Genomic DNA, 19,557 nt, shown 5'->3' on the forward strand with positions numbered 1-19,557 from the left:
ACTTCTTGGATAGAAAAAATAAGAAAAGGGGCACAAGAGCCTAAAAACAAAACGTTTCGCCGGTCGCATGTTCCTTTTCGCTTAAATTTTCTTTTTTTCATTATATTTACGTTATTTGTTGCGTTGATTGCTCGATTGGGCTATTTGCAGATCGTGAATGGTGAAGAGATGGAAGCGCGAGTGAAATCTACTTCTACGATTACAGTCCAAGAAAGTACCCCTCGCGGAATGATCTACGATTCCACAGGAAAAGCGTTAGTCACAAATAAAGCGAATCAGGCAATCACCTATACGAGGGGCACACAAGTGACGGCTAAAGACCTACTTGAAATCGCAACGAAGCTGAACTCTCTGATTGATGTGCCGGCAGATGAAAATCTGACAGATAGAGATAAAAAAGATTTTTGGCTGGCTGATCCGGAACATTTGAAGGAAGCCACAAAAAGACTTTCGGCAAAAGAAAAGCAATTAGGAAACAGCGAACAATACAGCGCGATGGTCAATAAAGTAACAGATGATGAGATCAACTTAAACGAGGAACAATTAAAGATCGCTACCATCTTTAAACGGATGAACAGTGCATATGAATTAAACACGGTCTATATCAAGAACTCTGGTGTTACTGACCAAGAATTAGCTGTTGTGGCGGAACGTGCTTCTGAGCTTCCAGGAGTTTCGACAGGCACAGACTGGACACGCGAATATAACGCAGCAGATTCACTGAAAAGTATTTTAGGTAGTGTGACGACTGAAAAACAAGGTCTTCCGGCAGATGAAGCAGAGAAGTATTTAGCAAAAGGGTATTCTCGAAATGATCGTGTGGGACAAAGTTATTTGGAAAAACAATATGAAGATGTCCTACAAGGAACCAAAACCCAATATGAAGTTTCTCTTGATAATGAAGGCAATGTTTCGAATCAAAAAGAAATCTTCTCTGGGGAAAAAGGTTCTAATTTAATGTTATCGATGAATGCAGAATTCCAATCGAAAGTAGAAGAAATCTTAAAAAGAAATTATCAAACATTGATCAATAACGGTAAAGCACAGTACTCGCCTGGTGCTTATGCAGTAGCCATGAATCCTCAGACAGGAGAAGTGTTAGCCATGACTGGTTTCAGTCATGAGCAAGGTTCCAAGGAAATCACCGAGAATGCTTTGGGCACAATCACTAGCGCTTTTGCTCCAGGGTCTGTAGTCAAGGCCGGTACTTTGACAGCAGGTTGGGCAAGTAACGCGATCAGCGGAAATCAAGTGTTGATTGATGAACCGATTCGTCTACAAGGTGCTTCAGAAAAAAGCTCTGTCTTTAACCGAAACGGACAAGTTGCTCTTGATGCAGTCAAAGCATTGGAATTGTCTTCTAATACGTATATGATCAAAGTGGCATTAAAGATGCTAGGGCTAGACTATACTCCTGGAATGGGACTACCTAGTTTAGACGAAGAAGCTAAAGCTTATCAACAATTGAGAGACTCTTTCAAAGAGTTTGGTCTTGGTACAACGACTGGGATCGATTTGCCGAATGAATCTCCTGGGATTTCACGCTCTGTTGAGTATATGAAGAAGTTCAATGCGGATAATGGCAAAGAATGGTATACTCCAGGTAACTTTACCGATTTGGCATTTGGACAGTTTGACACATATACACCGATCCAATTAGCTCAATATGCTTCAACAGTCGCTAATGGCGGGAAACGAGTACAGCCTCACCTAGTCAAAGCAATCTATGGCAATGACGAAAATGGGAATTTGGGTGAAGTGAAAAAAGAAATTGGCACGACAGTAGAAAATACGGTCAATATATCTGCAGAAAATATGGCAATCCTCCGTGAAGGATTCCATCAGGTTGTTCATGGTACCGACCCTTACACAACAGCTAAACCATTAGCCAGTGCGAAAATGGACCTTTCTGCAAAAACAGGGACTGCAGAAACGGTTGCGGAAGGTCACCCAGATATTACGACAGTCAATAGTAATATTGTGGCATACGGACCAACAGACAATCCGGAAATTGCAATCAGTGTTGTCTTGCCGAACTTATTAGATGAACAAGACCACATGAACTTGACGATTGCTAAAGAAATAATGGACGCGTATTATGATATGTTCATGGCAAAATAAAAAAGAGGTCGTGAAAAAGCCGCTTAGTTTCGAGTATGAAGAAAAATTTTGTGAAAATAGCTTCTCACATTTTTGCTTAAAATTGACTTCATACCGAGAAACTGGCTTTTGAACACCGTTTACTCGGCAAAAAAGGTTGTGACAAAAATTGTCACAACCTTTTTTTGCGGAATCTAATTCTCTATTGTAGTTTAAGTAATTTTTCCAGGTAAACAGCTAAACCGTCTTCTTGATTACTCAAAGGAGTGACATCATTTGCGATGCCTTTGAGCTGATCAGTACCATTAGCCATAGCCACTCCCCAGCCTGCATAATCCAACAGTTCCAAATCGTTATGCTCATCACCAAAAGCAATCACGTCTTGTTGATCGATCGATAGGTAGTTAGCAATCTCTTGCACACCTTTTGCTTTTTGGATTCCTTTTGAAACAATCTCTAAGATCGCCGTGGGACCGCCCCATGTACGAACATCCACATAACTGCCAAATTGACGTGTTAATTCAGCAGATACAGCTTCTGCAAAACGCTTGTCTGTTCGGACAAGCAAAGATGTAGGATTTGTCGTCAGATTTTTAGGAGAAAGCAAGTTTTTTTCTCCAGGACGTGAAGAAGCAAAAATTTTTTCATCAAAGAAGTCAAAGCTGTCGATAAAAAAAGTATCCCGATTTTCAGCAGCGATAAAGTCTAGATTCAATTGTTTTTTTTGCGATAAGATTTCAAAAGCAATTTCACGATTAATCAACGTTTCTCTTTCGCCATCCCAATGTTGATTAGGGATATGCACCAATGCACCATTAAAATTAACCATTGGTGTTGTTAACTCTAATTGTTGGTAAAATTGATGGCTCATTCGAAATGGGCGTCCAGTAGCGATACTGACATGATGACCAGCATTGATTGCTTTTTTAAGGGTCTCTTTTGTTTTAGAGGTAATCATCGAATCTTGATTGAGGGTGGTTCCGTCCAGATCGATGGCAATTAATTTTTTATTCAATAAAGGTCCTTCCTTCCTCAACTAGCATTTGTTTTAGTCTAGCATATTTTAGGTAATTAACAAGAGCAATCAGTTATTCCTAACAAAAAATACAGTTATGGCTATGTAAATAAATGAATACGAGCTAAACACGAACATTAAGTATTGTTTTCGGTTTTTTTGTTAAAAAAACGTTGAAAAACGAATGAAACGTCTATATAATTTGAAATTGTTCGATGGATTTGCCATATTTTGCATATTTATTATTATTATAGTTTTCCATCAGAAAAAAATTCAGGGAGTGGAACTTTTTATGGAAAAGTTTTTCGGTTTAAAGAAAAACAATACAAATGTATCAACTGAAATAATGGCGGGAGTAACGACATTCTTTGCCATGAGTTATATCTTATTCGTAAATCCGACGATTTTATCAGCATCAGGTATGCCGTTCCAAGCAGTATTTCTAGCCACAATCATTGCATCAATCATTGGTACGCTAGTCATGGGATTGTTCGCGAATGTCCCATATGCTCAGGCACCTGGTATGGGATTGAACGCATTTTTCACTTTTACGGTCGTTTTCGGGCTTGGCTATTCTTGGCAACAAGCCCTGGCAATGGTTTTTATTTGCGGATTAATCAACATTTTTATTACTGTTACAAATATCCGAAAGATGATCATTCGGGCGATTCCTGAAAGTCTTCAACATGCGATTGGTGGCGGGATCGGTATTTTCGTTGCGTATGTCGGGATCAAAAATGCAGGATTCTTATCTTTTTCAGCAGACCAATCTGCTATTTCGAGTTCTGTCGTTGAAGGTGGAAAAGCAACAAATGTTACGATAAATGGCGGAATCGTTCCCGCGTTAGCCAATTTTGACAACGCACCTATCTTGTTAGCCGTGATTGGTTTGGTACTGACAGCCATTTTAGTTGTAAAAAACGTCCGTGGTGCTATTCTTATCGGTATCGTAGCGACCACAGTCCTTGGGATTTTTATGGGTGTTGTTGATTTAAGTTCCATTGATTGGCAAACGAATTCGTTAGGCAATTCATTTAAAGAATTAGGAACAACGTTCGGTGCAGCATTTGGTTCTGAAGGAATGCAATCTTTATTCAGTGATTCTTCCAAGATCCCTCAAGTATTGATGACAATCATCGCATTCAGTTTATCTGATACATTCGATACGATCGGAACATTTATCGGTACAGGACGCCGCACAGGTATTTTCTCAAAAGAGGACGAGATCGCATTGGAAGATGGTCGCGGGTTCAAAACAAAAATGGATAAAGCGCTATTTGCCGATGCAATCGCTACTTCCGTAGGTGCTATCTTTGGTACATCGAATACAACAACTTATGTCGAATCTGCAGCTGGGATCGGGGCCGGTGGACGTACTGGTTTGACTTCAGTAGTAGTGGCAGTGCTATTCGCATTAAGTAGTTTGTTCTCCCCGCTGATCGCTATCGTACCAAATCAAGCAACTGCGCCAGCACTGATTTTGGTCGGGGTAATGATGATGGCTTCTTTTGCAGACATCAAATGGCTAGATATGGAAGAAGCTTTACCAGCCTTCTTTGCATCGATCTTTATGGGATTGTGCTATAGCATTTCTTATGGGATTGCAGCAGGATTTATTTTCTATACAATTGTCAAAGTAATCAAAGGAAAATTCAATGAAGTTTCTGTTGCTTTGTGGATTGTTGATATTTTATTCATCATCAACTTCATCATTCTAGCAACGATTTAAATAAAGAGAAGGGATTGGAACAGCATTTGTTCTGGTCTCTTTTTGTTTTACATAAAAAGAACGTTACATATAAAATGATCTTTGCGGGATTTTTCTCTTTTTACTAGCGAGATCGTTGCTTGTTTATTCGAAAATAGGTATGATAAAAGAGACGAAAGAGGGATGATAGATGGAGATTAATTGGAGAAAAAATTTAGTGATTGCGTGGATTGGTTGTTTTTTCACTGGTGCAAGTATTAGTTTAGTTATGCCATTCATACCAGTTTATGTTGAGCAACTAGGAACACCAAAAGATCAAATCGAATTGTTTTCGGGACTAGCAATCTCTGTTACTGCTTTTGCATCTGCCGTGGTTGCACCAATCTGGGGAAATCTAGCTGATCGAAAAGGTCGAAAACTCATGATGATCCGTGCAGCAGCTGGGATGACGTTGACGATGGGTTCTTTAGCTTTTGTGCCGAACGCGTATTGGCTTTTGATCATGCGTTTTTGGAACGGGATTTTGTCTGGGTATATTCCAAATGCAACAGCAATGATTGCTTCACAAGCGCCTAGAGAAAAGAGCGGATGGGCGTTAGGAACATTATCCACCGGAGCGATTGCTGGGAATCTGATCGGACCTTCAATGGGCGGTGCATTGGCTCAGTGGTTTGGTATGGAAAATGTATTCTTGATCACAGGGGCTTTGTTGATGATCACAACGGTGCTGACCATCTTCTTAGTCAAAGAAGATTTCCATCCAATCGAGAAAAAAGATCTGATAAGCACCAAAGAAATTTTTTCAAAAATGGATCATCTCTCTATTTTGATTGGTCTCTTCATCACGACCTTGATTTTACAGATAGGGATCACTACGATCAGCCCTATTTTGACCTTATATATTCGTGAATTAAGCGGAAGTACAGAAAATATCCTGTTTGTCAGCGGCTTGATTGTTTCGATAGCTGGTGTTTCTGCAGTCTTTTCTTCACCAAAACTAGGAAAACTAGGGGATAAGATTGGGAATCAAAAAGTTTTAATTGGCGGACTCATCTTATCATTTTGCTGTTATTTGCCCATGGCGTTTGTCACGACACCACTCCAATTAGGTATACTTCGTTTTATTTTAGGCTTTTCAACTGGTGCTTTGATGCCTTCTGTCAATACACTGATCAGTAAGATCACGCCACAAGAAGGGGTTAGCCGAATCTATAGCTATAATCAGATGTTCAGTAACTTTGGACAGGTTCTAGGACCAATGCTGGGGTCGACAGTTGCGCATGCTTATAATTACAGTGCTGTTTTTATTGTGACAAGTTTATTCGTCCTGTCAAATATTCTTCTTTCTCTATTCAATTTTCGTAAAGTTCTTCGCAGTAGATTATAATAGTGGTGAAAATTGGAAATAAAAAAGAGCTTGAGATATCTCAAGCTCTTGGCTGGTTTTTTACGAATGGGCAGAGGTTTCTTTTCTTGGCGCAACTGCACCAATCAAAAGGATAATGACACCCGCAATTAATGAAATGATTGTTGTCAAAGTAAAATCATATGTTCCGCTTGTTAATGCAGCACCAATATAACCGACTACTTGACCTAGAACGACAGCCCAGAATAATGTAACGATATATCGCATAAAGAACACCTCTTTTCTATCTTAATTTTACCAGATTTTCTTTGAATGTAAAGAAACGAGACTAAATCTCAATAAAATTCGAGTTCTTGTGAAAGAACTCATTCCTACAGACTAGAAGCAAGCAAATGAAGTAGAACAATCAACTTCAGCACTTGTTATTTAATGAAAGTAAAAGGATCAGACCTTTTAACGCTAGTGAATTTTAACGAAAAAAAAGGCGGAATGCAAGATGTTTTTCCCACAACTTTATACAATTACTTCTTATTCTCTTTTACAAAGTACGATCCGTATTCGAGAATATGTACAAGAAGCAAAAAAACAAGGCTACACTTCATTAGCCATAACGGATAAAGATGTCTTATACGGTGCACCTGAATTCTATCGTATTTGTGTAGAAGAAGGAATACAGCCAATCATTGGATTACATCTTAGTTATACTTATGAAGAAAAAAATTATGGTTTGCTTGCGTACGCAAAAGATGAGACAGGTTATCAGCAGCTGATGAAACTTTCCAGTCGAAAAATGATCCAAGAAAAAATGGCACTTGATGATATGATAGAAACCGACCATCTAGTGTTTGTCGTTCCGGCAAATCATTCTGTTTCTGAGGCTTTCAATAAAGAGGAACATTTTTTCAGTCATTGGCAGTTTTTGCTTGAAAATGTTTTCGCTAAAGATTTTTATATCGGATTGTCAGAAAATACGCCTGATCAATTGCCTGAATGGTATCAGTATGTGACAAAAGAAAATTATCCGCTTTGTGCATTGCATCCAATCGCTAGTTTACAGCAAGAAGACCTTTTTGCGCTTGAAGTGATGAAGCATATCAAAGAGGGAAGTCAGATGCCTTTAGAAAGTTTATCTGCACCTTTACCATCAGCAAATGGTTACCTGCTTTCAGAACAAGAAATGATCAAACGATTCGAAGAAGCAGGCCTTTCACAAGCTGTAATAGGTGCTCAGCGCTTAGCCGAATCGATTTCATTTGAATTTCAGTTTCATCAGAAATTACTCCCACACTATCCTGTCCCTCAAGGAAAACAAGCTGGAGAATATTTAAGAGAGCTATGCTACTCGCAAGTAGAACATCGGATCGTTGATTATACAAAGGAGTACCGAGAACGTTTGGACTATGAGTTATCTGTCATCCATCAAATGGGATTCGATGATTATTTCCTGATCGTATGGGATGTAATGGCTTTTGCTCATAGAAATAAAATCGTTACCGGTGCAGGCCGTGGTTCTGCTGCTGGTTCATTAGTAGCCTATGTGTTAGAAATCACAGATGTGGATCCATTAGAGTATGACTTGCTATTCGAACGATTTTTAAATCCTGAACGTTTTACGATGCCGGATATTGATTTGGATATTCCTGACAACCGACGTGAGGAAGTATTGAATTATGTTCGAGAAAAGTATGGACAATATCACATGGCGCAAATCGCGACATTTGGTACAATGGCTGCAAAAATGGTTCTTAGAGATGCCGCTAGAGTGTTTGGTCTGTCACAAAGTGAAGCAAACCGCTGGTCAAAAGCAATACCAAACCAGCTGAAAATCACATTGACCCAAGCCTATAAAACATCGCGTCAACTAGTAGAATTAGTTCAGGCAAGCGAAAAAAACCAGCTTTTATTCAAAACCGCAGTGATTTTAGAAGGATTGCCAAGACACGTTTCGACTCACGCAGCAGGGGTAGTTATCAGCGATAGGAATCTACTTGAATTAGTACCGCTCCAACGCGGTTCTGATGAAGCTTTTCTGACCCAGTATACGATGAATGAGGTAGAAGCCATCGGTCTTTTGAAAATGGACTTTCTAGGACTACGCAATTTATCGATTATTGATTTTACTTTAAAGGCTGTTAAGCGAGTAGAAGGGCAGGAAATCCGATTAAAAGAGATTCCATTAAATGATGCAAAAACGCTACTCTTGTTTCAACGAGGCGAAACCTCAGGAGTATTTCAATTTGAATCTGCTGGTATTCGAAACGTTTTACGAAGATTAGGACCAGAAAACATCGAAGATATTGCCGCAGTCAATGCGTTGTATCGTCCAGGTCCTATGCAAAATATCGATACCTTCATTGCCAGAAAAAAAGGAAAAGAAGCTATTCGCTACCCCGATGATTCACTGATCCCGATTTTGAAAAACACATACGGGGTGATTGTCTATCAGGAACAAATCATGCAGATCGCCTCGACTATGGCTGGATTTACATTAGGACAGTCAGATATTTTGAGGCGGGCAGTTAGTAAAAAGAAAAAAGACGTATTAGATGAAGAAAAGTCGCATTTTGTATCAGGAGCATTACAACAAGGATATTCGGAAAAAACAGCAGTGACTGTATATGAATATATTGAAAAATTTGCAAACTATGGATTCAATCGGTCGCATGCATTTGCTTATTCCTTCGTGGGATTCCAAATGGCCTATCTAAAGGCTCATCATCCAGGGGCTTTCTTCACTAGTCTAATGAATTCTGTTCGGCATAACACAACGAAATTGAAAGAATATATTGCTGAAGCACGTAAAAATAAACTCAAACTTTCTTCACCATCCATCAATCAAAGCAATTATAGTTTTGAGTTGGTCAATAAGGAAGAAATCAGATTCGGGCTGACAGCGATAAAAGGCATCCGACGTGATTTTGTAGAAGATGTATTGAATGAAAGAAAACAAAATGGCCCGTTCAAGTCAGTAGATCAATTCCTCATACGGATCGATAAGCGGTGGCTGAAATTAGAGTTGCTGCAATCACTGACAGCAGTAGGCGTTTTTGATGAATTATCTCCTAACAGGAAACAATTGATGCTTGATCTAGAAGGAAAAATCCAAAATATCGTTTACAGTGGTGGCAGTCTAGATTTGCTAGGAATCATGGCATTAAAAGAAGAAGAAGTCGCTGACTATACACTAGAAGAACGACTGAAGCTGGAAGAGGAATACTTAGGTGTTTATTTGTCAGGTCATCCTGCAGAAGGGTTTGACCGGCTTCGTTTAGCTAAACAGGTTCAGCTGATTACAGATATCGTTCCTAATCAACCAGTCAATTTACTATTGATGATAAAGGAAGTTAGAGAGATTCGGACAAAAAAAGGCGAACTGATGGCCTTCGTGGAAGGAACCGATAGTAGCGGAGAAATTTCTGTCACGGTTTTTCCAACTCTTTATCGAAAATATCGTAACCTGTTTGCAGTTGATCAAGTGATCTTTGTTCAAGGGCGTAGCGAAATCAGCAAATATAACCAGGAACTACAATTGATTGGAGAAAGCTTTGCTGATCCTCGTCAGTTAGAAACACAGTATCCTTCACAAACGTGCTATTTGCGTATTACAGAAGAACGGGAAGATCCTGAGATAATGAAACAATTACAAGGGATTTTTCAGAAACACCCAGGATATATTCCAGTAATTATGTACCACGAAAAAACACAACGAAAAGTTGTTCTGTCGGATGCTTATTGGGTGGATGACAGCAAGAGTATAAAGGGGCAACTTGTTTCTCTACTTGGCGAAGATAATGTGGTTTTCAAATAACTTACGGTAAAAAATACTACTTGCTTTCATTTTTTTTCATTTTTTTATCCGTAAATCAAGACAAGCGAGAAAAATAATGTTAGAATGTTAGTCGTGGTTAACGCAAAAATGGTTGTAAACCTAAGTTATACTTAGGATAAAGTATTTTAATGAGGTGAATGTTTATTATGAAACGCATCGGAATTTTGACCAGTGGCGGAGACGCACCTGGAATGAATGCAGCTGTTCGTGCCGTTGTTCGTAAAGGTATTTACGAAGGACTGGAAGTATACGGGATCAATTATGGGTTTGCCGGTTTAGTTGCTGGAGATATTCGTCGTCTTGATGTGGCAGATGTAGGTGACAAGATCCAACGTGGTGGTACATTCTTGTATTCTGCACGTTATCCAGAATTTGCAACTGAAGAAGGTCAATTAAAAGGAATCGAACAATTGAAAAAATTCGGGATCGAAGGTCTAGTGGTTATCGGGGGAGACGGTTCTTATCATGGCGCAATGGCTTTGACAAAACGTGGATTCCCAGCAGTAGGTATTCCTGGAACAATCGATAATGATATTCCTGGTACTGACTTCACGATCGGTTTTGATACAGCAATCAATACAGTGCTAGAATCAATTGACCGTATTCGTGACACAGCGACTTCTCATGTTCGTACATTCGTTATCGAAGTAATGGGACGCAATGCAGGTGACATCGCTTTATGGTCAGGTGTAGCTGGCGGAGCAGATGAAATCATCATCCCAGAACATGATTTTGATATGGCTTCAGTTGCTAAAAAAATCCAAGAAGGCCGTGATCGTGGGAAGAAACATTGCTTGATCATCTTGGCTGAAGGTGTAATGGGCGGAAATGAATTCGCTGAAAAACTTTCAGAATTTGGCGACTATCATACACGTGTATCTATCTTGGGACACGTTGTCCGTGGTGGAGCACCAAGCGCACGCGACCGCGTCTTAGCAAGTAAATTCGGTGCTTACGCTGTCGAATTGCTTCAAGAAGGAAAAGGTGGATTATGTGTCGGTATCCACGACAACGAAATCGTTGCAGCTGACATCATTGATACACTAGAAAACAACAAGCATAAACCAGACTTATCATTATATGATCTAAATAATTCACTTTCATTTTAAGAGTGAAAGAAACCAAGCTATTTAAGCTGTGTACAGCTTTAAATAAACAAAATTGAATGGGAGAGTTTTTTAAATGAAAAAAACCAAAATCGTTAGTACATTAGGACCAGCAAGTAACTCAGTAGAAATTATTTCTCAATTGATTGAATCTGGGGCAAATGTCTTCCGCTTTAACTTTTCTCATGGTGACCATGAAGAACAATTATCACGTATGACTATGGTCCGTGAAGCAGTTAAAAAGACAGGAAAAGATGTCGGTATTCTTTTAGATACAAAAGGAGCTGAAATCCGTACAACTGTTCAAGGCACAACAGAAGCTGATTTTGGTCGTGCAGGATACATTAAATTTGAAGTAGGAGATCAAACACGCATCTCTATGGATCCTGAACATGTAGGTTCAAAAGAAAAAATCGCGGTTACTTACCCAGGATTATTTGACGATGTTCACGTAGGCGGACACGTTTTATTCGATGATGGCTTGATCGACATGGAAATCATTGAAAAAGACGAAGCAAACCGTGAATTAGTCGTAGAAGTTAAAAATGCAGGTATGCTAGGATCACGTAAAGGGGTAAATGCACCAGGCGTTTCTATCAGTTTGCCAGGTATTACTCCAAAAGATGCGGACGATATTCGTTTTGGTTTAGACAACGATATCGACTTTATCGCTGCAAGTTTTGTACGTAAAGCACAAGACGTTCTAGATATTCGCGAAATTTTAGAAGAAAAAGACATGACTCATGTTCAAATCTTCCCTAAAATCGAATCTCAAGAAGGTATCGACAACATTGACGAAATCATCAAAGTTTCTGACGGTGTTATGATTGCCCGTGGAGATATGGGTGTGGAAATCCCAGCTGAACTAGTACCAATGGTTCAAAAACGTATCATCAAAAAATGTAACGCTGCTGGTATCCCAGTTATCACTGCTACACAAATGTTAGAATCAATGCAAGAAAACCCACGTCCAACACGTGCGGAAGCTTCTGACGTTGCCAATGCTGTATTTGACGGAACAGATGCAACAATGTTATCTGGTGAATCTGCAAACGGAGACTACCCAGTTGAAGCTGTTTCAACAATGGCACGTATCGACCAAGAAGCTGAAAATGCATTATCAGAATTAGGTACATTCCAATTGAACGAATTCGATAAAACAGATGTAACTGAAACAATCGGTTTATCTGTAGCTCGTGCTGCAAAAAATCTAGGCGTCAAAACAATCGTTGCTGCAACTGAATCAGGCTACACTGCAAAAATGATTTCAAAATATCGCCCAGATGCAGATATCTTGGCTGTTACTTTTGACGAACGCACAAAACGCGGTTTGATGTTAAACTGGGGTGTTTACCCAACAGTTGCTGAAAAACCATCAACAACTGATGAAATGTTTGAACTAGCAGCTAAAAAAGCTGTTGAATTAGGTTTCGCATCAGAAGGCGATTTAATCTTGATCACTGCTGGTGTACCAGTTGGCGAACGCGGAACAACTAACGTGATGAAAATTCAAATGATTGGTTCTAAATTATTAGAAGCTCAAGGCGTTGGACAAAAATCTGTCGTTGCCAATGCAGTTATTGCTTCATCTGCTGAAGAAGCTGTAAAAAAAGCAAAAGACGGAATGGTTCTAGTTGTACCATCAACTGACAAAGAATACATGCCTGCAATCGAAAAAGCAGCTGCTGTTATCGTTGAAGAAGGCGGATTGACTTCTCACGCTGCAGTTGTAGGAATTGCACAAGATATTCCTGTAATCGTTGGTGCTAAAGGCGCAACAACAACAATTACTGATGGCGAATTGATTACTGTTGATTCACGTCGCGGCATCGTTTACCGTGGCGAAACAACAGCTATCTAATTTAGCTTAATACAAAATAAAAACAGCTCTTCATTTACGAAGAGCTGTTTTTTTGTGCTGTAACGAATTCATGGATGACTTGGACTACTTGTTCTTGAAGCGGTGTGACAAGGTGTTGTGTTCGTTTTGCCAATGAAATCAAGAAGCGAGGCTGAACTTCATCTGAAAGTGGCAGGCAAACTAAATGATCTTCAGGATGGACAGCAATCTCTGCCAAAAAACCGATACCAACATTTTCACGGATCATACTCTTTAAAATCGTCAAATCATTGCTTTGATAAACAACTTTTGGTTGAGTATGTGTTTGTTTAGAAAGTTTAGTGAATGCTGCTGGGTGGACATAATGTTCGTTCAATAACACAAACTGTTCATCTGATATATCTTTGAAAGAGACTGCCTTCTGCTGGGCCAGAGGGTGAGTAGGCGGAACGACGATCATGAAACGTTTATCCAAAAGTAATTCTGTTTCTAAATATTGATCTACGATTGGCTGTGTTGAGCCTAATACGGCTAAATCGATCCTCCCTTGACGAATCATTCCATATAAGTCCCGAGAGCCTCCATCGGTGATTTCAATCTGATTCATCAATTCATGCTTGATAAAGTAACCTGACAGTTTTGGAAAGTACTCATTGCCGATAATAGGCGGCATGCCAAAACGCAGCTTTTTCTTTTGTAACTGAGTGATTTCAGCCCTTGCAGTAGAAATCTCTTGGAGAATAGCTTGTGCATGGAGAAACAGCTGCTTTCCAGAAGGTGTGACGATTAATTCGTGATGCGAACGATCTCTTGTAATAAGTATGGCGTCAAACTCTTTTTCAAGACGTTGTAATGCATATGTAATAGTAGGTTGGCTCACACGGAAATAATTAGCCACTTTCGTAAAGTTTTTTTGTTTGACGATTTGGACATAGTATTCAATATCTTTCGTGTTCATAAAGATCACCCGCTCCTTTGATAGAATAATGATTATTGTAAATGATTCTGAAGATGATAGCAAACAGAGGCTTTCTGTTAAAGATATTTCTGTTTTTTTATGAACTGCAAGGTGTCAAGAAAATTTCATTGACAACATGGTTTTTGCCCTGTATAATTGCTTTTGTTGCTTAGGAGTGATGAAAAATGAAATGGTCTTTATTGGAATTGAGAAAATACCAGGAGACACCGTTAACTTTTCATGAGACGCTCGACTTGAAAGCCGCTCTCATGAAGCGAGACAATTTAATACTTGATGTTGCGCCAGTGGAAGTCGAAGGTTTGGTCTCAGTTGATAAGAAAGGCTATATCGTTCATTACACTGTGCAGACGACTTTGACAGTTCCTTCAACACGTTCGCTAGAACCTGTTGAACTGCCGATGGATTTTTCTGTAGACGAAGTATTCATGACAGAAGAACAATTCCAAAGCAGAGATGAGCAAATGTCTGCGGATGAGATTTTGCTGATTGAAGGTCCGTTATTGAATTTAGCAGAGTCAATTGAAGACAACATCTTATTGGCGATTCCGATGCGGGTATTGACAAAAGAAGAGGAAGCAGCGACAGAACTTCCAAAAGGCAATGATTGGGAAGTTGTTTCCGAAGAAGAATACCAACGCAGAAAAATGGAAGAAGCCGAGAATAAAATTGATCCTCGTCTTGCAAAACTATCTGAACTTTTTGATTCTGAATCAAAAAACGACGATAACAAGTAAGATTGGAATATATTGTATCTATTATAGGTGCAAGACTTTACAAGGAGGTGTAGCAAAATGGCAGTACCAGCTAGAAGAACATCAAAAGCTAAAAAAGCAAAACGTCGTACACACTACAAGTTGACAATCAAAGGATTAAACGAATGTCCAAACTGTGGTGAAATGAAAAAAAGCCATCACGTATGTGCAAATTGTGGTTACTATGATGGTAAGGACGTAATGTCAAAAGAAGCTTAATACATTTTAATTAGAAAATGTAAAACCTCAAGGCTAACCATGGAGCCTTGAGGTTTATTTTTTTATAAGCGGTAAATAAAAAATATGTTGTTCTTTAGTTTGCAATGTAGCCGTGTTAAGCTATAATGTAAGAGATTAGGGAGAAATCCCGTATGTAGGAGGAGTTCATATGTCAAAACAACAAATCGGCGTTGTCGGTATGGCCGTTATGGGTAAAAATCTAGCCTTGAATATAGAAAGCCGCGGCTATTCAGTGGCTTTATTCAACCGTACAGGGGCTAAAACAACCGCTGTAGTAGAAGAACACCCAGATAAAAATTTCAAAGCAACGTACACAATCGAAGAATTTGTAGAATCAATCGAAAAACCACGTCGGATTCTTCTGATGGTCAAAGCAGGACCGGCAACAGATGCAACAATCCAAGAGTTGCTTCCTCACCTTGATAAAGGCGATATTCTGATTGACGGAGGAAATACATTCTTTAAAGATACGATGCGTCGTAATGAAGAATTAGCCAACTCTGGTATTAACTTTATCGGTACAGGCGTTTCCGGCGGTGAAGAAGGAGCTTTAAAAGGACCTTCAATCATGCCTGGTGGACAAAAAGAAGCGTATGAGCTAGTTGCACCAATCTTAGAGCAAATTTCTGCAAAAGCAGAAGACGGAGCACCATGTGTTACCTATATTGGCCCAAATGGAGCCGGACACTATGTGAAAATGGTACACAACGGTATTGAGTATGGAGATATGCAACTGATTGCTGAATCTTATGACTTGATGAAGAATATTTTAGACCTTTCAGTAGAAGAAATGGCTGATATCTTTAAAGAATGGAATCAAGGCGAATTAGACAGCTACCTGATCGAAATCACAGCTGACATCCTGACTCGAAAAGACGATGAAGGTACAGGTAAACCAGTCGTAGATGTGATCCTTGATGCAGCTGGAAATAAAGGAACAGGTAAATGGACAAGCCAAAGTGCGCTTGACTTAGGCGTGCCACTTCCATTGATTACTGAATCTGTATTTGCCCGTTACATTTCTGCTTATAAAGAAGAACGCGTACAAGCAAGTAAAATTTTGTCTCGTACGAACGATTTTGAGTTCACAGGAGACAAAAAAGAATTGGTCGAAAAAATCCGAGAAGCGTTGTATTTCAGTAAAATCATGAGTTATGCCCAAGGATTTGCTCAATTACGTGTCGCTTCAAAAGAATTTGATTGGGATTTGCCATTTGGCGAAATCGCAAAAATCTGGCGTGCTGGATGTATCATCCGAGCTCGATTCTTGCAAAAAATCACGGATGCTTATGACAAAAATCCTGAGATCGAAAATTTATTGCTAGATGATTATTTCGTTGAAATCACGAAAAAATATCAGCAATCAGTCCGAGACGTCGTTGCCTTGGCTGTCCAAGCTGGCGTACCTGTACCAACTTTCTCATCAGCCATCGCTTACTTCGATTCATACAGAGCAGAACGTCTGCCTGCAAATATAATCCAAGCCCAGCGCGATTACTTTGGCGCACACACATATGAACGTGTCGACAAAGAAGGAATCTTCCATTACTCATGGTACCATGAAGAATAATAGTCTTTCGGCTGTTAGGAAATGAGAAAATAAAAAGAGGACGAAAGAGCTGAAGTCGATTGTTATGAGTAGACTTCAGCTCTTTTTTAAAACTGCTATTCATGATAAAATGACTATAGATTTTTAAGCAGATTATCGGTATAATGATAGAGTTTTTAAAAAGCCAGTAGATAGAAAGGATAAAATAATAAATGAGTAATATTCTAATCATTGAAGATGAAAAGAACTTAGCTCGATTTGTCGAGCTAGAGTTGAAGCATGAAGGGTATAACGCAGAAGTCCATTACAACGGTCGTACTGGTTTAGATGCGGCATTAAATAATGAGTGGGATGCCATATTGTTGGACCTGATGCTTCCAGAATTGAACGGTTTAGAAGTCTGCAGACGCGTACGCCAAGTCAAAAATACACCAATCATTATGATGACTGCAAGAGATTCTGTAATCGATCGTGTATCAGGACTTGACCATGGAGCAGATGACTACATTGTCAAACCATTTGCTATCGAAGAACTATTAGCGCGTCTTCGAGCATTGTTGCGTCGAATCGATATTGAAGGTGACAAAAATGTGGCAAAACAAACCACTATTACTTATCGTGATTTGACTATCGAAAAAGAAAACCGTGTCGTACGTCGCGGAAACGAAGTAATTGAACTAACAAAAAGAGAATACGAATTGCTACTTACTTTAATGGAAAACGTGAACGTGGTATTAGCACGTGATGTTTTACTAAATAAAGTGTGGGGATACGAAACGGAAGTTGAAACAAACGTAGTGGATGTATATATTCGTTATCTTCGCAATAAAATTGACGTTCCAGGGGAGGAAAGCTATATCCAAACTGTCCGCGGAACAGGTTATGTGATGCGCTCGTGATAAAGCCGAAAAAATCGGAAAAAAGAGAACTGAAAGGGCCCTCCTTGACAATCAAGTGGGCCTTTGCGAGTTCTTTCTTCATATTCGTCGTGTTTACAATTTTTGCGGTCATTACCTATAAATCATCTATCAATCTGATTGTTGCAAAAGAAAGAAACAATGTAGAACGTACGATTTCAGAAGTAGCCTCTCGTTTGGCTAACTCGGATGAAGAACTGACATTAGTGAATACGTATCGTAATCTGACAAAAGCGACAAATGACGGAGATGAGGTCATAGATCATACTTCACTGGTCGAAGGAAACTTAATGAAGATTGATTCCTTTATAGCTGAGCTAGGGCAGCCTTCGATGGATCTTTATGTGTATGATTTAGATGAGAACTTGATTTTCAAAACTCACGAAAACAGTCGAAACTTGATCCAAACAACACGTAAAGTGCCAACGATTGTTACACTAGAAGGGAAAACTGGCTTTTTATCTATACAGCCTATATATTCTAAAGGAACAAGAGAAAAGATTGGTTATGCGCAAAGCTTCTATGAATTATCTTCTTTCTATGATATCCGAAATAAGCTATTATTGACTCTTATTGTTTTAGAAGTCGTTTCTTTGATTTTAAGTAGTATTTTAGGTTTCTTTTTATCTTCTTACTTCTTGAAACCACTCAAGGTACTCAGAGATACAATGGATACTATACGTAAAGATCCGCAATCAGATATCCACATGCCTGAAATCGACACGAATGATGAATTGGCAGATTTAGCTGAAATATTCAATGAGATGCTTGACCGCATGCGTTTGTATATCGAACAACAAGAGCAGTTCGTGGAAGACGTCTCTCATGAGTTAAGAACTCCTGTAGCAATCATTGAAGGGCATCTTAGTCTGCTAAATCGTTGGGGGAAAGATGATCCTGAAATATTGGAAGAATCATTAAGCGCCAGCATGCAAGAAATCAGCCGCATGAAAAGCTTAGTTCAAGAGATGCTAGACTTATCTAGAGCAGAACAAGTAGATGTTCATTATGCAAATGAAACAACTAAAGGAAAAGAAGTCACCTATCAAGTTTATAATAATTTCAAGATATTATACCCAGACTATGTGATTACTTTAGATGATGATTTGACAAAAGAAGTGACCCTGCAAATTTATCGTAATCACTTTGAGCAATTAATTATTATCATATTGGATAACGCAGTAAAATATTCAACTACACGAAAAGAAGTCCATATCTCTATTTCTTCTACTCTGAATGAATTTGAGATTGCTATACAGGACTTTGGTGAAGGAATACCCAAAGAAGACCTTAATAAGATCTTCAATCGTTTTTATCGTGTGGATAAAGCGAGGGCTAGAACGAAGGGCGGAAATGGTCTGGGATTGTCTATCGCAAAACAATTGGTTGAAAACTACAAAGGTCGTATCTTAGCAGAAAGCGTAGTTGGGCAAGGGACTATCTTTAGAATTTTTATTCCTATCGCAAAAACAGAAGACAAGTAAAGCATGTGCTTTGCTTGTTTTTTTATATTATCCATTAAGAAAGAAGAAGCCAAATACAAGCAGATAAGAAATTTGGAATGGTCATTATAAAGAAATTTAGCGAACAATAAAATAGAATAACATTCGTTGGTAAATTGTAAATAGCTTTTAGGTGAACAAAAAACAATAAAAATACTTTAATATTCGTCTTTAAAAATAATAAAGAAAAATAGGAAATTTTCTATTGCAATTTTATAAAGAGATTGCTATATTATTATTTGTTCTAAATGATTCCTTTAAGGTGTCGCTAAAAATTATAAAAAATAGTGTTGACGCATTTTTGATATCATGTTATAATAACGAAGTCGCTTAGATGAGAAAGCTTATAAAGCTTGATTTTATCGAAAAAAACTTTAAAAAAGTTATTGACAAATAACAATCGAAATGATATGATAATCAAGTCGCTGCTAATGAGCGATAAAGACATTTAGAAAAAATAAACAAAAAAGTTGTTGACATTCTCTTCTGAATCTGATAAGATTAAAGAGTTGTTGAAACAAAAAGATTAGACCTTTGAAAACTGAACAAAGTAAGACAAACCAAATGTGTAGGGCGTCTTGATTCAATTCAAGACAACAAACATTTTTTAACAAGCAAGCAATATGCTAGCAAACAAATTGAGCTTAACAATCG

14 protein-coding genes are annotated in these 19,557 nt (G+C 38.7%); 11 read left to right on the forward strand and 3 right to left on the reverse strand.

Annotated elements, in window-relative coordinates; translation table 11 throughout:
• On the forward strand, window positions 1-2,121 hold a 2,121-nt coding region (locus RWU19_RS11345; protein WP_316032193.1), incomplete at its 5' end, for a penicillin-binding protein 2.
• 181 nt (window positions 2,122-2,302) lie between these two features.
• On the opposite strand, the gene RWU19_RS11350 is transcribed toward RWU19_RS11345, so the two are convergent.
• Window positions 2,303-3,115, reverse strand: coding sequence for a Cof-type HAD-IIB family hydrolase (locus RWU19_RS11350; protein WP_002314169.1), 813 nt, complete (start codon window positions 3,113-3,115; stop codon window positions 2,303-2,305).
• Window positions 3,116-3,407: 292 nt separating this feature from the next.
• Between RWU19_RS11350 and RWU19_RS11355 the strand changes: the two genes are divergently transcribed.
• Both RWU19_RS11355 and RWU19_RS11360 read left to right on the forward strand, forming a co-directional pair.
• Window positions 3,408-4,844 carry an NCS2 family permease gene (locus RWU19_RS11355; RefSeq protein WP_002310391.1) on the forward strand — a complete coding sequence of 479 codons (1,437 nt, stop codon included), beginning with the start codon at window positions 3,408-3,410 and terminating at the stop codon, window positions 4,842-4,844.
• A gap of 169 nt (window positions 4,845-5,013) precedes the next feature.
• Complete coding sequence (locus tag RWU19_RS11360; protein ID WP_002290958.1) at window positions 5,014-6,210, forward strand: multidrug efflux MFS transporter; 1,197 nt, start codon at window positions 5,014-5,016, stop codon at window positions 6,208-6,210.
• A gap of 60 nt (window positions 6,211-6,270) precedes the next feature.
• Here RWU19_RS11360 and RWU19_RS11365 read toward each other — a convergent pair whose 3' ends face one another.
• On the reverse strand, window positions 6,271-6,456 hold the full coding sequence (locus RWU19_RS11365; protein WP_002290959.1) for a YjzD family protein: 186 nt from the start codon (window positions 6,454-6,456) through the stop codon (window positions 6,271-6,273).
• A gap of 229 nt (window positions 6,457-6,685) precedes the next feature.
• Between RWU19_RS11365 and dnaE the strand changes: the two genes are divergently transcribed.
• The 3 genes from dnaE (at window position 6,686) to pyk (ending at window position 12,985) form a co-directional block, all read left to right on the forward strand.
• A complete protein-coding gene (gene dnaE / locus RWU19_RS11370; RefSeq protein WP_002315272.1) occupies window positions 6,686-9,997 on the forward strand; it encodes a DNA polymerase III subunit alpha in 3,312 nt (1,103 codons plus the stop codon).
• Window positions 9,998-10,164: 167 nt separating this feature from the next.
• Window positions 10,165-11,127: a 6-phosphofructokinase gene (gene pfkA, locus RWU19_RS11375; protein WP_002310395.1), complete on the forward strand. Its 963-nt coding sequence runs from the start codon at window positions 10,165-10,167 to the stop codon at window positions 11,125-11,127.
• A gap of 73 nt (window positions 11,128-11,200) precedes the next feature.
• Window positions 11,201-12,985, forward strand: a complete 1,785-nt coding sequence (gene pyk / locus RWU19_RS11380) for a pyruvate kinase (protein WP_002290965.1) — start codon at window positions 11,201-11,203, stop codon at window positions 12,983-12,985.
• A gap of 34 nt (window positions 12,986-13,019) precedes the next feature.
• Here the strand turns inward: pyk and RWU19_RS11385 are convergent, their stop codons facing one another.
• A complete protein-coding gene (locus tag RWU19_RS11385; protein ID WP_316002441.1) occupies window positions 13,020-13,922 on the reverse strand; it encodes a LysR substrate-binding domain-containing protein in 903 nt (300 codons plus the stop codon).
• Window positions 13,923-14,107: 185 nt separating this feature from the next.
• Between RWU19_RS11385 and RWU19_RS11390 the strand changes: the two genes are divergently transcribed.
• From RWU19_RS11390 to RWU19_RS11410, 5 genes are all read left to right on the forward strand, one after another.
• Window positions 14,108-14,677 carry a YceD family protein gene (locus RWU19_RS11390; RefSeq protein ID WP_002290967.1) on the forward strand — a complete coding sequence of 190 codons (570 nt, stop codon included), beginning with the start codon at window positions 14,108-14,110 and terminating at the stop codon, window positions 14,675-14,677.
• A gap of 57 nt (window positions 14,678-14,734) precedes the next feature.
• Window positions 14,735-14,914, forward strand: a complete 180-nt coding sequence (rpmF, locus tag RWU19_RS11395; protein WP_002290970.1) for a 50S ribosomal protein L32 — start codon at window positions 14,735-14,737, stop codon at window positions 14,912-14,914.
• Window positions 14,915-15,083: 169 nt separating this feature from the next.
• Window positions 15,084-16,505 carry an NADP-dependent phosphogluconate dehydrogenase gene (gndA, locus tag RWU19_RS11400; protein WP_002290971.1) on the forward strand — a complete coding sequence of 474 codons (1,422 nt, stop codon included), beginning with the start codon at window positions 15,084-15,086 and terminating at the stop codon, window positions 16,503-16,505.
• 191 nt (window positions 16,506-16,696) lie between these two features.
• Complete coding sequence (locus RWU19_RS11405; protein WP_002290973.1) at window positions 16,697-17,383, forward strand: response regulator transcription factor; 687 nt, start codon at window positions 16,697-16,699, stop codon at window positions 17,381-17,383.
• Complete coding sequence (locus RWU19_RS11410; protein ID WP_002310397.1) at window positions 17,380-18,885, forward strand: HAMP domain-containing histidine kinase; 1,506 nt, start codon at window positions 17,380-17,382, stop codon at window positions 18,883-18,885. The genes RWU19_RS11405 and RWU19_RS11410 overlap by 4 nt, the downstream gene beginning before the upstream one ends.
• Window positions 18,886-19,557 lie beyond the last annotated feature (672 nt).

The organism is Enterococcus sp. 2STP, assembly GCF_032465635.1.
Taxonomy (GTDB): domain Bacteria; phylum Bacillota; class Bacilli; order Lactobacillales; family Enterococcaceae; genus Enterococcus_B; species Enterococcus_B lactis.

What these genes read in the sequence shown, in the direction of transcription:
- RWU19_RS11360 (WP_002290958.1), top strand. Translation starts at nt 5,014, where the DNA reads ATGGAGATTAATTGGAGAAAAAATTTAGTGATTGCGTGGATTGGTTGT.
- rpmF (WP_002290970.1), top strand. Translation starts at nt 14,735, where the DNA reads ATGGCAGTACCAGCTAGAAGAACATCAAAAGCTAAAAAAGCAAAACGT.
- RWU19_RS11390 (WP_002290967.1), top strand. Translation starts at nt 14,108, where the DNA reads ATGAAATGGTCTTTATTGGAATTGAGAAAATACCAGGAGACACCGTTA.
- RWU19_RS11385 (WP_316002441.1), bottom strand. Translation starts at nt 13,922, where the DNA reads ATGAACACGAAAGATATTGAATACTATGTCCAAATCGTCAAACAAAAA.
- dnaE (WP_002315272.1), top strand. Translation starts at nt 6,686, where the DNA reads ATGTTTTTCCCACAACTTTATACAATTACTTCTTATTCTCTTTTACAA.
- RWU19_RS11355 (WP_002310391.1), top strand. Translation starts at nt 3,408, where the DNA reads ATGGAAAAGTTTTTCGGTTTAAAGAAAAACAATACAAATGTATCAACT.
- RWU19_RS11405 (WP_002290973.1), top strand. Translation starts at nt 16,697, where the DNA reads ATGAGTAATATTCTAATCATTGAAGATGAAAAGAACTTAGCTCGATTT.
- RWU19_RS11365 (WP_002290959.1), bottom strand. Translation starts at nt 6,456, where the DNA reads ATGCGATATATCGTTACATTATTCTGGGCTGTCGTTCTAGGTCAAGTA.
- pfkA (WP_002310395.1), top strand. Translation starts at nt 10,165, where the DNA reads ATGAAACGCATCGGAATTTTGACCAGTGGCGGAGACGCACCTGGAATG.
- pyk (WP_002290965.1), top strand. Translation starts at nt 11,201, where the DNA reads ATGAAAAAAACCAAAATCGTTAGTACATTAGGACCAGCAAGTAACTCA.
- gndA (WP_002290971.1), top strand. Translation starts at nt 15,084, where the DNA reads ATGTCAAAACAACAAATCGGCGTTGTCGGTATGGCCGTTATGGGTAAA.